The sequence below is a fragment of the Adlercreutzia sp. CNCM I-6216 genome (assembly GCF_977113345.1).
Genome location: NZ_CDSBIE010000006.1, coordinates 154,554 through 168,793 on the forward strand (window position 1 = coordinate 154,554; position 14,240 = coordinate 168,793).

The 14,240-nt window shown below is 67.1% G+C and carries 10 protein-coding genes and 1 pseudogene; all 11 read right to left on the reverse strand.

The features are described 5' to 3' along the window. Nucleotides 1-91: 91 nt before the first annotated feature. Complete coding sequence (locus ACYVRU_RS07485; RefSeq protein WP_114539716.1) at nucleotides 92-1,408, reverse strand: ABC transporter substrate-binding protein; 1,317 nt, start codon at nucleotides 1,406-1,408, stop codon at nucleotides 92-94. Beyond that, the gene (locus ACYVRU_RS07490; RefSeq protein WP_461185938.1) at nucleotides 1,405-3,963 is read right to left on the reverse strand and encodes a hybrid sensor histidine kinase/response regulator; all 2,559 of its coding nucleotides are present in this window, start codon (nucleotides 3,961-3,963) and stop codon (nucleotides 1,405-1,407) included. The genes ACYVRU_RS07485 and ACYVRU_RS07490 overlap by 4 nt, the downstream gene beginning before the upstream one ends. Before the next feature lie 617 nt (nucleotides 3,964-4,580). After that, complete coding sequence (locus tag ACYVRU_RS07495) at nucleotides 4,581-5,579, reverse strand: NAD(P)H-dependent glycerol-3-phosphate dehydrogenase (RefSeq protein ID WP_114539714.1); 999 nt, start codon at nucleotides 5,577-5,579, stop codon at nucleotides 4,581-4,583. Between the two features lie 194 nt (nucleotides 5,580-5,773). Continuing rightward, nucleotides 5,774-6,475 (reverse strand): glycerol-3-phosphate 1-O-acyltransferase PlsY, encoded by a 702-nt coding sequence (plsY, locus tag ACYVRU_RS07500; RefSeq protein WP_114539713.1) that lies wholly within the window; start codon nucleotides 6,473-6,475, stop codon nucleotides 5,774-5,776. Between the two features lie 3 nt (nucleotides 6,476-6,478). Beyond that, nucleotides 6,479-7,792, reverse strand: coding sequence for a ribosome biogenesis GTPase Der (gene der / locus ACYVRU_RS07505; RefSeq protein ID WP_227070190.1), 1,314 nt, complete (start codon nucleotides 7,790-7,792; stop codon nucleotides 6,479-6,481). Between the two features lie 18 nt (nucleotides 7,793-7,810). Continuing rightward, nucleotides 7,811-9,274: a DUF512 domain-containing protein gene (locus tag ACYVRU_RS07510; RefSeq protein WP_227070183.1), complete on the reverse strand. Its 1,464-nt coding sequence runs from the start codon at nucleotides 9,272-9,274 to the stop codon at nucleotides 7,811-7,813. 2 nt (nucleotides 9,275-9,276) lie between these two features. Further along, the gene (gene ispH / locus ACYVRU_RS07515; protein ID WP_227070181.1) at nucleotides 9,277-10,173 is read right to left on the reverse strand and encodes a 4-hydroxy-3-methylbut-2-enyl diphosphate reductase; all 897 of its coding nucleotides are present in this window, start codon (nucleotides 10,171-10,173) and stop codon (nucleotides 9,277-9,279) included. Between the two features lie 2 nt (nucleotides 10,174-10,175). After that, the gene (locus ACYVRU_RS07520) at nucleotides 10,176-11,045 is read right to left on the reverse strand and encodes a lysophospholipid acyltransferase family protein (RefSeq protein WP_227070178.1); all 870 of its coding nucleotides are present in this window, start codon (nucleotides 11,043-11,045) and stop codon (nucleotides 10,176-10,178) included. Then, complete coding sequence (gene cmk / locus ACYVRU_RS07525; protein WP_114539708.1) at nucleotides 11,045-11,716, reverse strand: (d)CMP kinase; 672 nt, start codon at nucleotides 11,714-11,716, stop codon at nucleotides 11,045-11,047. The genes ACYVRU_RS07520 and cmk overlap by 1 nt, the downstream gene beginning before the upstream one ends. Then, nucleotides 11,716-12,971, reverse strand: a pseudogene (locus ACYVRU_RS07530) (3-phosphoshikimate 1-carboxyvinyltransferase). The gene cmk and the pseudogene ACYVRU_RS07530 overlap by 1 nt, the downstream one beginning before the upstream one ends. Further along, complete coding sequence (locus ACYVRU_RS07535) at nucleotides 12,961-14,208, reverse strand: prephenate dehydrogenase (protein WP_114539706.1); 1,248 nt, start codon at nucleotides 14,206-14,208, stop codon at nucleotides 12,961-12,963. Before ACYVRU_RS07535 ends, ACYVRU_RS07530 begins: the two are co-directional and overlap by 11 nt. Between the last annotated feature and the right edge of the window lie 32 nt (nucleotides 14,209-14,240).

Here is a 14,240-nt window from a genome sequence, read left to right on the forward strand (position 1 = left end):
CAGCGGAGCGGGTGTTGCGGCGATGCCCCCGGCGCTCTCGGACGCGGACAGGCGACGACCGCCCCGGCACCCGGGAGCGCGGACAGGTCGATCAGGCCGCCGCGTCCTGCAGGGCGTCCAGCTTCGCCATGCACTCGTCAACGGTCGCCCCACCGAGCAAATCGCGCACGATGAGGCACACATTGCCCCACTGTTCCACGTCCATACCCGCGTTCGAGGCGAGCACGTAGGTATCGGCCTGCACCAAATCGTTCAAGGGGCGAAGCGGCTCGACGCATTCCACTTCCACGTTCTTCGAAGGCGAGATAACGCGGTTGGTCTCGGCGTACAGCCGCAGGGCCTCGTCCGAGCAGATGACGTCCACCACCTTGAGAGCCTCGTCGCGGTGCTCGGCCCGCTCGCCCACGGCGCATCCGGTCATGGAGAGCACGGGCATCTGCCCCCGCGCGCTCGGAAAGCCGATGACCTCCATGTTGAACGAGGGGCTGCCGTAGGCGGTATCGGTGTTGGCCGCGTCCCAGTAGGCCATGACGATGGGGCATGTTCCCGCCATGAAGTCATCGCCCTCGCCGGCCCCTTCGAAGGCCTCGCTCACCAGCGCGTTCTCGGCGTCGACGTAGCCGAGATCGATCAGCTTCTTCAAGAACTCGAATCCGGGACGCATGTAGTCGCTGTAACGGGCGCGGCCCTCGTTCAAAGCCTGCACCTCGGCGGCCACGTCTCCTCCGTTGTACAGATCGGCGTAGGCCTGGGCGAAAACGAAGGTCTCCAGCCACCAGCGGTTGGCGCCGACGGGCGTCTCATAGCCCTTCTCTTTGAGAACCCGGCAGCATTCCAGAAACTCCTCGGGCGTGTTCGGCAGCGAAAGCTCGCATTCGTCGAAGATATCCTTGTTCACGAACAGGCCGTAGGCCACCACCTCTTGGGGAATGGCCACGAGCTTGCCGTCGACCGTGTTGGCCGTGCGCACCACCTCCCGCAGGTTCTGGGCGCAGGAAAGCCCCGACAAGTCGGCGAGGTGCCCCTCCGACCCGAGGGTCACGATGGTGTCGGTGTTCAGCAGGTACAGATCGTCCGAATTGTTGCGGGCCCGCTCCAGGCACACCTCGTCGTAGGTCTTGTCCTGGTAGTTCTCGGCCGTGTAGGTGTGATAGGCCAGCGTGAGCCCGAGCCGCTCCTCCGCCATGGCGATCGTCAGGTCGCTGGCCGTGCGGGCCGTGTTCTCGGTGTCGGGGCTGATCTTCTCCATGGGGCTGAAGAAGTTCACCGTCCTCTCCTCGTCGACATCCTGCACGGCCAAATTCTCCGCCGGCGCCGGAGCGCTGCAGGCCCCGAGCACTAAAGCGCCGACGAGGGCGACGGCGGCCACGGCCCCCTTGCGGACGCGCTTGCTCGCGATAGGTCTCATGATCGTCCTTTCTCGACGAAGCGGTCGACGGCGCGCCGCAGCTCGTCTATCTCCAAGGGCTTCGCCACATGGGCGTTCATGCCGGCGGCCAGCGCCGCCTTCTCGTCTTCCACGAAGGCATCGGCGGTCATGGCGAAGATGGGAATGGTCGCCGCATCCGCCCGCGCGAGCGCCCGGATGGCCTGGGCGGCCGCATGCCCGTTCATGACTGGCATCTGCACGTCCATGAGGATGGCGTCGAACTCGCCGGGCTCGCAGCGCTCGAAGCGCTCGACGGCCAGCTTGCCGTTCTCGACGATCTCCACCGTGGCGCCCTCCATCTCCAGCAGATCCGTGAGGATGCCGGCGTTGAGGAAGTTGTCCTCGGCGGCGAGGAAGTGCTTGCCGGAGAGCACCTGGGCCAGATCGTCGTCTCCCTCGGCATCCACGCCGCGCACGGCCTCGATCTTCTGCTTCAGCATGGAGGGGAAGAAGGGCTTGGTCAGCACCGCCGCGCCCGGGGGCAGCGCCACGTCGTCGTCCTGGTCGAAGGCGTGCTCGAGCATGAACAGAAGCGGCGTCTCCGCGCTCGCCCGCAGGCCGTCGGCCGCACGCACGGCGGCATCGTCGAGCCACGGGACGCCGACGAGCACCACGTCATAGCCGCCGCGGGCCCGCGCCAGCTCGCAGGCCGCATCGGCACTTGCCGCCCCGTCCACTTCCACGCCCGTGCCCTCCATGAACTCGGCGATGGCCCCGTGCGCCGCAGGCGAGGCGTCCGCCACGAGCATGCCCTTGATGCCGGCGCGCTCCCAGAAGTATCCGGCAGCCTGCTCCTCGGGGATGCGCAGCTCCAGATCGACCCGGAACAACGACCCCTTCCCCACCTCGCTTTCCACCTCGATGGTACCGCCCATGAGGTCGACGAGGCTCTTGGTGATGGACATGCCGAGCCCCGTGCCCTGCACTTTGTTGGTGGTGGAGTTCTCGGCGCGCGTGAACGAGTCGAAGATGGTCTTAAGGAACTCCGGCGTCATGCCGTAGCCATCGTCCTCGACCTCGATGCGCAGATGCTCCAGTGCGTTGGAATGCGCCGGAAGCCCGATGAAGCGCAGCCAGATGCGACCGCCCTCCGGGGTGTACTTCACGGCATTCGACAGCAAGTTCAGCAGAATTTGGTTGAGGTGCGTCTCGTCGCCGATGAGGCGCTCGTGGCGGACGGAGCGGATCTCCGCGCAGAACGTCTGCCCCTTGTCCCGGGCCATGGGCGCGATGATGGATTCCACCGCCGCCAGAGAGTCGCCCAAATCGAACTCCGCCAAGGTGAGCGACGCTTTGCCGCTCTCGATCTTCGAGATGTCCAGCACGTCGTTGATGAGGTCGAGCAGATGGCGCCCCGAGGCCATGATCTTGCCGGCGCAGTCGCGCACCTTCGCGGGGTTGTCGGCCTCCTTCTCGATGATGGTGGTGAAGCCAAGCACGGCGTTCATAGGGGTGCGGATGTCGTGGGACATGTTGGCGAGGAAGGCCGACTTCGACTCGTTGGCCACCTCGGCCGCCCGAAGCGCCTGGGCGAGCTGCTCGGCGTGCAGCGCGCGTTCCTCCTCCCGTGCCCGCCGGGCCCGGGCCTGCTTGCGCCGGTTGAAACCGTAGAGGATGACGCACAGGCAGAAGGCCGCAATCGTGATGGAGGCCACCATGATCAGGGCGACGTTCACCGCCTGGGCCTCGCGCTGGATGGCCTCCATGGGCACATAGCCCACCAGATAGGTGGTGCCGTCGCCGATGGACCATAAATAGCACAGGGCCTCGGTGCCCTTCACCTTATGGGCGAACATGACGTTCTCGCGGTTTGCGACACCTTCCGCCACCATGGAGAGGATGACCGGATCGGTGATGTTGTTGGCCCGGTAGAAGTCCTCCAGATTCACATGCCCCGCGTCTCGCTCGCCCATGCCCTCGGGCTTCAGCACGAAGCGCTCCGTGGCGGCGTCCATGAGGTAGAGCACGGCCCGCTGGCCGTAGAAGCCCTGGGGCAGCGACTGGTCGATAGCGTCGAAGGTGTACTCGGTGTACAGCTCGGCGATGGGGACGCCGTCGCGCTCGATGGGGCATTTCACCGTGTAGGCCCAGCTGCCCTCGGCGTTCACATAGGCCTGGGAGACGGGCAGCCCCTTGATGGCTCCCCCGCCGCTGAAATCGAGCGACGCCGGGTCGAAGGGGGCACCGTCGTTGGAGACGCCGACGTCGGCCCCCTCGGGCACGACAGAGATGAGCGCGGCGGCATCGCTTTTGCCCAAGCGCTCCACAGCGGCGGCCGGATCGCCCGCGGCGGCAAGCTCGGTGGCCAAAAGCCGTTGGAACTGCGCCTCGCTGTCCTGAATGGCCTCCACGGTGCTTTCCACGAGGTTCAAGTTCTCGTTGAGGTTCAGAATGGCGGCATCGGCCATGTCGTCGGAGGTCTTCTTCGAGACGGCCCAGATAGAGGCCCCCATGACTGCGAAGATGAGCACGATGACCAAGGTCAGGCGCGCGAAGCCCTTCCGATCCCGGACGGCGTTCTCGGTCGTCTTCATAGCGGCGGCGCACCCTTCCCCTTCGAAATTTGCTTGCTTAACAGTACGTCATCAGAGGGGAAACTGCAAGGCGAAAACGGCATACGACAAGGGGAAAACGAGGCGCGGCCGCAAAGAGATGCCCATAAAAAAGCTCCTCCGGCAGGGGAACCGGAGGAGCTTTGCTCAGTACGCACGGAGGAGAAGGGGATAACGTACGCATGGAAATCGTTTCCGCCGCGAGGGTTTTGAGAGAGGAGAGAGGAGGGTTCACGCAGGAGACGGTGCGACGGAAAGCTCGAATTGGTTGTCAAGGACCTCGCGGTACGGGCGCCCGGTTGCCCGGATTTCCGCCCTTCCGCTCGGCTGATGACAACAATAAGGCCTTCCCGTCCTCGTGAAAGCGGGAAGGCCCGACGGTTGCGACCATGTATGCACCCCGTTTACCTGGCGAAATCTTAAGGCAATCGCTCGTATTTTACGAAGCAAGCCCGAGATTCGGGGCGGGGGTGCCGCGCGCAGTTCGGTCTATGGCAAACGGAAAGGCCCGAACCCCCAGACGAGAAATGCCATAGACCGCTGTTTGAGCACGGCACCCCCGTCCCGGCGTTAAAGGCCGGACAACCTGGAAGATCGCTCTAGTAGAACTCGCTCTTAAGCGGCCGATCGATGAGGGCGGCCGCGGCCTCGCGCGGGTTCACCCCTTCCCACACGACGCTGCGCACCGTATCAGTCAGAGGCAAATCGACCCCGTAGCGGGCCTCGAGCGTGGCCAGGGTCTTGCAGGCGATGGCCCCTTCCACCACCATGTGGGTCTGCACCGTGAAATCGTCCAGGGTAAGGCCGCGGGCCACGTACTGCTCGCCGAACCGCCGGTTGCGCGAGTGCTGCGACATGCAGGTGACCACCATGTCGCCGGCGCCCCCGAGCCCCATGCAGGTAAGCGCCTCTCCCCCGGCCGCCACCACCATGCGGCTCATCTCGGCGAGCCCGCGGGTGATGAGCATGGCCGCGGTGTTGTCGCCGAAGCCCATGCCGTAGGAGATGCCCACGGCAATGGCGATGACGTTCTTGAAGGCGGCGCACAGCTCCACCCCGACCGGGTCGTCGGAGGTGTAGGTGCGGAAGAACCGCGTGGCGAACAGGTCGCGGAAGAAGAGCGCCGTCCCCTCGTCGGCCGACGCCACCACCGCGGCCGACGGCTTGCGGCAGATGACCTCCTCGGCATGGGTGGGGCCCGACAGCACCGCCATGCGGCCCGCATTCCCCAGCTCGGCGGCGAAGGTATCGATAGGCAGAAGGCCTGTCTTCTCCTCCACACCCTTCGAGCAGATGACAATGGGAGTCCCAGGCGCGATGAGCTCTCGCAGGTCGGCGGCCACCGAGCGCAGGGCGGCCGAGGGCGTCACGATGACCACGGCCTCAGCGCCCTCGCAGGCACACGCGTAGTCGGCGGTGGCGCGGATGGCGGAAGGAAGGCGGTAGTCCGAGAGGTACCGAGGGTTGCGGTGCTCCTCGTTGATGGCGCGGGCCACCTCGGGCGTGCGGGCCCAGAGCACCACCTCGTGGCCTGCTTCCGCCAGCACGAGCGCCAACGCCGTTCCCCAGCTGCCGGCCCCAATCACTGCTACGCGCATATCGATCCTCTCTCTTGGTTGAAGCTCCCCCGGAGCGGAACCGCCGGGTACCTTGATTCGCTCAAACAGTCCTCGCTGGTATCGAAGGCGACAAGATCGTTTTCGCCGCATATCGCTGCGCCTTCGATACCATCTGCGGAACTCGCTCGGTCAAGGCACCCGACGTTTCCGCTTCACTCAACCATAGTTGATGCTTAGGCTGTCTTCTTGCTCCCGATCTTGTTCTCCGTGCCCGCGCGCAGGCGGGCGATGTTGGCGCGGTGGGCCCAGATGACGACGCAGGCCGTGGCGGCGATGATGAGCCAGGGGACCCACTGGCCCCAGTAGAAGTACAGGGCGAGCACCGGGCAGATGACTGCCGCGGCGATGGAGCCCACGGACACGCAACGGGTGACGGCAATGCCGAGGGCGAAGACGGCGATCTCGATGAGGAAGCCCAGGGGGCCGAAGACGAACACGAGGCAGGCGGCGGCCACCGCGATACCCTTACCGCCTTTGAACTTGAGCCAGGGGCTGAAGATGTGGCCGAGCGTGCAGCCGGCGAAGGCGAGGGCCAGGGCCAAGGCGCCCGCATCCACCGGAAGCCCTTCAACCGTTGCAGGCAACGTTGCGCCGGCCAGGCTATAGTCGATCTCAGCCCAACCGGCGAGCGGCGCCCAGAACCAGAAAGCGAGCCAGCCGGACAGAAGCCCCTTCCCGAAATCGAGCACGAACACGAGCGCGCCCCCGACCTTGCCCATGGCGCGGAAGGCGTTGGTGGTGCCGATGTTGCCCGATCCTTCGTCGCGGATGTCCTTGTGATAGGCCAGCTTCGACACGATGACGCCCCAAGGGATAGAGCCGAGCAGGAACGAGACGGCGAAGGAAAGGGCGAGCCAACCGATGATCGCTGCCATGGCCTAGTCCTTCTTCTTGAACTTGAGGCGGATGGGCGTGCCCTCCAAGGGGAAGGCCTCGCGCATGCGGTTCTCAAGATAACGCTCGTAGTTGTCGTCCACGACATCGGGGCGATTCACGAAGAAGGTGAAGTGGGGCGGGCAGGTACCGGTCTGGGTGAGGTACTTCATGCGCAGCACCGCCTTGCCCTTCGACACGGTGTGCCCCGTCTCGCGGATGCCGGCGAGCCACGTGTTCAAACGGGCCGTGGGGATGGTGCGGCTGTAGTTGGCGTAGACGTCGTCGATGGCGCCCCAGATACGGTCGACACGCTTGCCGGTAAGCGCCGAGATGGCCACCACCGGCGCATAGCCCACGAAGGTCATGCGGTCCTCGATGCGCTCGCGGATCTTCTCCTTGGCCTCGGGGCCCTCCACGATGTCCCACTTGTTCAGCACGATCACCATGGCGCATCCCCGCTCGGCGGCGTATCCGGCCACACGCTGGTCCTCGTTGGTGAGCCCCAAGGTGCCGTCGATGACAAGCAAGGCCACATCCGCCCGGTCGATGGCGCGCATGGCCCGCACGAAGCCGTAGTATTCCACGTCCTGGTCGATCTGGCTCTTGCGGCGCAGGCCCGCCGTGTCCACAATGCGGTACATCTGCCCCTCGTGCTCGACCAGCGTGTCGATAGCATCGCGCGTGGTGCCGGCCACGTCGCTCACGATGGAGCGGTTGTTGTTGGTGAGCTTATTGGTGAGCGAGCTCTTCCCCGCGTTCGGCCGACCGATGATGGCGACGTTGATGGCCTCAACCTCTTCCTCGGGAACAACTTCCACCTTCCGCAGCTCGTTCACGACCTCGTCCAGCAGGTCGCCCGTGCCGTTGCCGTGCTGGGCGCTCACCGGCCACGGATCGCCCAGGCCCAGCGCGTAGAACTCCCACACCTCATCCATGCGGGCCGGGTTGTCCATCTTGTTCACGGCGACGAACACCGGCTTGCCCGCCTTCTGCAGGATGCGGGCCACCTCCTCGTCGTCGGTGTTGATGCCGGCCTTGCCGTCCACGAGGAAGATGATGACGTCGGCCTCGCGCGCCCCCTCGAAGGCCTGGGCGCGGATGGAGCCTTGGAAGGCGTCGTCGCCGCCCATCTCGATGCCGCCGGTGTCGATGAGCATGAACTCGACGCCGTTCCAGTCGGCCTTGTGGTAGCTGCGGTCGCGGGTGACGCCGCGCATCTCGTGCACGATGGCGTCGCCGGTTTGGGCGATGCGGTTGACCAAGGTGGACTTGCCCACGTTGGGGCGCCCCACGATGGCGACGATGGGAAGGGCCATGGGTATCCTCGCTATTCTTTACGACTCGTCTTGGGCGAGCTTTATGATCTCAGGCAGATAATCGAACGGGTTACAGGATACCACGGACACCGGGGCGCCGGCCGCGTTTTCGATATCCTGCACGGTCATGTCATCGAGCGTCACGCCGTTGTCGTTGAAGATAACGCTCGGAAGGAGAAAGAGCTGGTGGGTTCCTTCTTCTTCCTCGCTGGTAGCCTTGATGGCGGGGGCGATGTCGGAGGCGGTGAGGAGGCCGGTGACGTTGACGTTGCCGCCAAAGTAGTCGTTTCTCACCGTGAGGGGGACGAGGCGACCGGCCAGGGGGCTGTTCGCGATCATGGCGTCCAGGAAGGGCTGCATGGCCTCGCCGACGATGTAGCGGGCGGTGAGGTCGCGGGCCGCCAGCACCTCGGCGGCGCGGGCAGCCAGGCCGCTTTCGCAGGCCTCGTCGAACTCGTCCACATAGGAGCGGACGATGCCGATGCCGTCCTCGAACATGTCGTAGTCGCCGTAGTCGGAGGCCGGCGGGATACGGGCCGGCGTGTCGGCGCCGAAGGCGTTCACGTAGAACTCGTCGGCGGCGAAGACCCAGGGGCCTCCGCGCTCGGCCCGGGCGCGCTGCTGGAAGGGGGCGATCACATCGATGACGCCGCGGGCGGCCTTAGGCGTGGTGAAGCTCTCGTGCAGGGCCGTCTGGTGCTTGGTGAAGCCCAGAGGCACGATGCCCACGCCGTTGATACCCGGGCGCTCCCAGGCCCATTCCAAGGTCTCGCGCAGGGCCTCTCCGTCGTTCACGCCGGGCATGAGTACAATCTGCGCATGGGCCTCGATGCCAGCCGCCAGCAGGCGGTCGAGAGCTGCCAGGCCGTGGGCCGCGTGCTTGCCGATCATGCGGCGGCGCAGCTCCGGCTCGCTCGCGTGCAGGCTCACCCGCAAGGGGCTGATGTGCTGCTCGATGATGCGGGCCTCATCTTCCGGCTTCAAGTTCGTGAGCGTGACGAAGGTTCCCGCAAGGAAGCTCAGGCGGAAGTCGTCGTCGCGCAGCACGAGCGAGGGGCGCACGCCGTCGGGCAGCTGGCGCATGAAGCAGAACACGCAGGCGTTGCGGCAGAGCTTCACGGAATCGAACAGCACGCCGTCGAACTCGAAGCCCCACCGCTCCCCCGGTTCGCGCTCCAACTCCACCACCCCGGCCTCGCCGTCGAGGTCGATGTAGCCGACCGTGATGTCGTCGTCGGCCGTAAGCCAGCGCCAGTCGATGATGTCGCGCAAGGGCGCGCCATCCACGGTCGTGAGGTAGCAGCCGGGCGCAAAGCCGGCATCGTCGGCGGGGCTTTCCGGCTCCACGGCGATAATGCGCGCCGCCGGCCCCTTCCACGCCGCGGCCGCCGCCTCGGCAGCCGTGAGACTCGCCTGGTCGCAGGCGGCGCAAGAGGCGCAAGAGGCCTCGCGCTCGATGTCTTTTCCGGGGTAGGTGGCCATGGCTACAGGGCGCGCAGGAACGCTTCCACGGCGGCGATCTGGTTCTCGGGGGTGCTCGCGCCGGCGGTGACGCCCACGCGGCGGCAATCGGCAAAGGCCTCCGGGTCCAGCTCGTCGGTCGATTCGATGTGGAAGGTGCGCGGGCAGGTGAGCGCGCACACCTCAGCCAGCCGCGTGGTGTTCGACGAGTTGCGGCCGCCGATGACCACCATAGCGTCCACGGCCGAAGCCAGATCGGCCGCGGCCTCCTGGCGCTGGCGCGTGGCCGAGCAGATGGTGTTCTTCACGATGGGCTCAAGCCCCGCCTCGCGCAGGGCGGCCACCACCGCCTCCAAGTTCTCGCGGCGCTGGGTCGTCTGGGCCACCACGCCCACCGGATCGTACAGGCCCTCGGGGATCTCCTCGGGCGCGGCCACCACGTCCACCTTGCCGCCGGCTTCCTCGGCCCAGGCAGTGAGCCCCTCCACTTCCGGGTGACCCGCCTCACCCACCACGATGACGCGACAGCCCTCGGCCGCGAGCTCCGCAGCGGCGTGCTGGGCCCGGGACACATGGGGGCAGGTGGCGTCGACTACGGAAAACCCGCGGTCTTCCACGGCGGCCAGCACCTGGGGCGTCACCCCATGGGAACGGATGACCACCGCCGGCACGTCCCCGGCTGCGGAAGCTGACCCTTCCGCTGACGCGTCCCCGGCTGCGGCACCTTCCCAGCAGATATCTTCCACGGAACCAACGGCCTCGGCGCCGCGGGCGGCCAGATCGGCCACCACCTGCGGATTGTGGATGAGTGGCCCGAGCGTGTAGGCCCGGCTCCCGTCGGCGATGACCTCGTCGGCCATGTCCAGCGCCCGCTGCACCCCGTAGCAGGCCCCGGCCCGCTTCGCGCGAATCACTTCCACGGTTAGCTCTCCTTCACTTTCGCGGCGGCCTTGGCGGCTTTCTCGGCGCGAGCGGTGCGGGCGGCACGGGCCAGCTCCTCGCTCGTGTGGCGCGGGATAGGATGCTCGGCGAACACCGGGGCGTAGTCGCGCGTCTCGGGGAACAGCGCCGCCATGTCCACGTCCTCGGGAGCGCAGCGGTAGTACAGCGCGAAGCACTCGCGCATGGCGTACCAGGTGCAGGCCTCCACGCGCTCGTCCTTCGGCAGGAAGTCGAAATCGCCGACGAGAATGGGATCGCCGTAGTCGACGGTCACCTTCGGGAAATGGACACGCTGGCCCTTCTGTTTGATGCGCTCCACGCCGCGCACGGTCATGGGCAGGATGGGCACCTTCGCCATGCGGGCGATTACCGACACGCCGGCGTGGATGGAGGGCACCCGGTCGGTCTTGCCGCGGCGCGTGCCCTCGGGCAGGATGCCCACGAGCTCCTGGCGCTTGAGCATGCGCACGGCGCGCTTGATGGAGGTCATGTCGGCGGTGTCGCGCTTCACGGGGAAAGCGCCCACCCGCGAGAGCGCCTGGCCGAGCAGGCCGTGGGCGTTGTCGAAGAGGCTGTCGCGGCCCATGAGGCGCACCCACTGCTTCGGGCGCGCGGCCAGGTACATGAAGACGACGTCGAAGAACGACGTGTGGTTGCAGATGACGAGCGCCCCTTCCGCGCCCTGGAAGGCGCGCAGCTTGTCGCGGTTGTCCACCCGATAGCGGAACAGCAGCTTACACAGGCCGCCCACCACCACGTAGGCCGCATTGCCGAACCAGTGCGGGATCTCGTTGGTGCTGGGCTCGCCGCCCAAATCCATGTCCCACATCTCGGAGTATTTTAGGAACATCAGCGCGCCTCTCTGGCAAGCTTGCAGATCTGCTCGATGACTTCCTCGATGTAATGACCGGTGGAGTCGATGTGCACGGCGTCGTCGGCGGGGCGCAAAGGAGCCGTGGCGCGGGAGGAGTCGGCCGCATCGCGCCGGCGCAGGTCGGCCAGCACCTCGTCGTAGTCGATGGAACCGATGCCGCGATCGACGTTCTGGCGCACCCGGCGATGGGCGCGCTCCTCGTCGGAGGCGGTGAGGAACACCTTCACGGCCGCATCGGGAAACACCACGGTACCGATGTCGCGGCCCTCCACCACGTAGTCGCCGGCGTTGCCGATGCGGCGCTGCTGGTCGAGCAGCGCCTCGCGCACGGCGGGCGCGGCGGACACCGGGCTCACGGCGCGGTCGATCTCGGCAGTGCGGATGGCGTCGGTCACCTCGTCATCGCCGATGAACACGCGACGCGGCACCGGGTCGCCTTCCACATGCCCGAAGGCGATGTCGTAGGTACGGGCGATAGCCCCCAAGACCGGCTCGTCGTCGAGCGCGACGCCGTCTTGCAGGGCGCGCCAGGCGATGGCGCGGTACATGGCCCCCGTGTCCAGGCAGGAGAAGCCGAGCTCTTTGGCCACGGCCTTGGCCACGGTGGACTTTCCGGCCCCGGAGGGCCCGTCGATGGCGACGATCACTATTTCACCAATCCCTTCAAGTCGGCGAGGAAGTCGGGGTAGCTCACGGCCACGCAGGTGAAGCGGGTCACCGATACGGGCACGCGCCCGCAGGCGCCCACGAGCGCCCAGGTCATGGCCAGACGGTGGTCACCGTAGGACTCGAAGACGAGGCCTTGGGGCACCTGCAGCTGCGGGTTGCCCTCGACGAACAGATCGTCGCCCTCTTCCCAGGCGTCCACGCCGAGCAGCGCCAGGCCGTCGATGATGGCCTTGAGGCGGTCGGATTCCTTCACGCGCAGCTCCCCCACCTTGTGGAACACCGTGATGCCCCGGGCGTGGGCCGCCACCAGGGCGAGCACGGGGATCTCGTCGATGACCGAGGCGATGTGCTGGGAGGGAATCTCGCAGCCGCGCAGCACGGGCGTGTAGTTCACCGTGATGGTGCCGCGGGGCTCCTTGCCCTCATGCCCGCCGTAGGACTCGCGAATGTCGGCGCCCATGCGCTCCAGCGTGCGCACGAACCCGATGCGGGCCGGATTCAGCGACACGTTCTGAATGGTGACGGAGCTGCCGGGCTTCAGCAGGGCGGCCGCGGCCACGAAGGCGGCCGAGGAGGGGTCGCCCGGCACGACGACGTCGGAGGCGAGCATCTCGGCGGGGCCGGTCACCGTGGCCACGCGGGTGCCGGCGGTGGTGGGCACGTTGAACTCCGGCAGCATGAGCTCGGTGTGGTTGCGCGAGGGCGCCGGCTCGTTCACGGTGGTGGCAGGACGCGGTTGCCGCACACGGTGATGGGCAGCGTCTCCGGCGTCTCGGGCACAAAATCGACGCCCATCTTCGCCAGGGGCGCCACGATGCGGCGCATGGGGCGTTTCTTGAGCGACTCGTCGCCGGTGATGGTCACCTCGATGTCCCAGGGGGCCACGACACCCATGAGCAGGCGCGCCGTGGTGCCCGAGTTGCCGCAGTCGATGGGGGCGGCGGGCTGGCTGGGGCCCTCGGCGCCCCAGCCGGTGACGGTGCCGGAAAGCGATCCGTCGGGCTGGGCCTTCAAATCGACCTCGGCGCCCAAGGCCTCCACGGCGCGGATGGAGGCGCGCACGTCCTCGGAGTCGAGCACGCCGGAAAGATGCGAGGTGCCCTCGGCCATGGCCGCGAACAGCACGGCGCGGTGCGAGATGGACTTGTCGCCCGGCACCGTGACGTCGCCTTTGAAGGGCCCCCCGAAAGGCTCGATGATCGTGTAGGGTTCTGCGAATTCGCTATTCGACATGAGCGTACTCCTTCGGCATGAGCGGACTGAACGATACGGAGAAACCAGCGTTGATCAGCTGCATCGAGAGCTGGCCGATATCGCCTTCATCGGTGAGGATGAGGGAGAGCACGGCGTTGCCCTCGCTGATGTGGTCGATGTCAATAGATTGTATATTGCAACCCACCGAGCTGGCAATGGTGCAGACCTCCGCAACGACGCCGGTGCGGTTCACCATGGGGATGCGCACCTCGAGCAGCTTCTCGGTGGAGGGCACCCAGGCGGCCGGCAGTGCGCGGCGGGCGTCGGCGGCCTCGGCGAGCAGGCGCGTGAACGTCTCGCGGTCGCCGGTTTCCAGCGCGGCGGCGAACGAGCCCAGGATGGAGGCCATCTCGTCCAGGCCGCTTTTCAGGGCGCAGGCGTTGTCGAAGGCGATGCCGCACCACAGCTTCGGGCTGCCCGCGGCGATGCGCGTGGTGTCCTTGAAGCCGCCGGCGGCCAGCCGCATGATAGAGCCAGTGTCGTCGGCGTGCGCGCTCGCCAGCTGCATGAGGGAGGAGGCCACCATGTGCGGCACGTGACTCACCACGGCCACGGCGGCGTCGTGCTCCTCGCGGCGCAGCGACACCACGCGGGCATCGAGGCCGGTGACCAGCTCGTGGAGGTGCTGGAAGTCCTCGGGCACCGTCGCCGTGTCGGGGCAGAGGATCCAGTTCGCTCCCTCGAAGAGGTCGGCGCGGGCGCCGGCGATGCCGCTCTGCTCGGAGCCGGCCATGGGGTGTCCCGGCACGTAGCGCGCAGGCGCAGGCAGAAGCTCGGTGGCCGCGGCGAGGATGTGGCCCTTGGTGGAGATGGTGTCGGTGACGACGCCGGTGTAACCCCAGTCGCGCAGGCGAGCGAGGTAGTCGTCCACGGCGGCAACCGGCGTGGCGATGACCACGAGCTCGCAGTCGTTTTCGATGAAAGCGCGGAAGGCGGGGTCGTCGGGGCCGGAGGCCGCCTCGCACCAGCCTCGCTCGGTGGCGGCGGCGCAGGTGGCGGCATCGGTATCGACCCCGAAGACGCGCACGTCGGGCATCTTGGTCGCCAGCGCCCCGGCCAGCGACGCCCCGATGAGCCCGAGGCCGACGACGGCGATGGCCGAGAAGGGGGCGTTGGGCGCGACGGGAGCGGGCTCCGGCGCGGCGCCCGTCGCGGGGGCATCCGGAGCCGTTTCGGCCGCCCCGCCGGCGCCGTTCAGTTCAGCAGATTCAGTCATGGAAGTGTCTGTTTCCTCAATCGATCAGGTAC

Bases quoted from the DNA above. Each gene is read 5' to 3' on its own strand.
- der (WP_227070190.1), bottom strand. From the start codon at position 7,792: ATGGCCCTTCCCATCGTCGCCATCGTGGGGCGCCCCAACGTGGGCAAG.
- ACYVRU_RS07535 (WP_114539706.1), bottom strand. From the start codon at position 14,208: ATGACTGAATCTGCTGAACTGAACGGCGCCGGCGGGGCGGCCGAAACG.
- plsY (WP_114539713.1), bottom strand. From the start codon at position 6,475: ATGGCAGCGATCATCGGTTGGCTCGCCCTTTCCTTCGCCGTCTCGTTC.
- ACYVRU_RS07495 (WP_114539714.1), bottom strand. From the start codon at position 5,579: ATGCGCGTAGCAGTGATTGGGGCCGGCAGCTGGGGAACGGCGTTGGCG.
- ACYVRU_RS07510 (WP_227070183.1), bottom strand. From the start codon at position 9,274: ATGGCCACCTACCCCGGAAAAGACATCGAGCGCGAGGCCTCTTGCGCC.
- ACYVRU_RS07520 (WP_227070178.1), bottom strand. From the start codon at position 11,045: ATGTTCCTAAAATACTCCGAGATGTGGGACATGGATTTGGGCGGCGAG.
- ACYVRU_RS07490 (WP_461185938.1), bottom strand. From the start codon at position 3,963: ATGAAGACGACCGAGAACGCCGTCCGGGATCGGAAGGGCTTCGCGCGC.
- ACYVRU_RS07485 (WP_114539716.1), bottom strand. From the start codon at position 1,408: ATGAGACCTATCGCGAGCAAGCGCGTCCGCAAGGGGGCCGTGGCCGCC.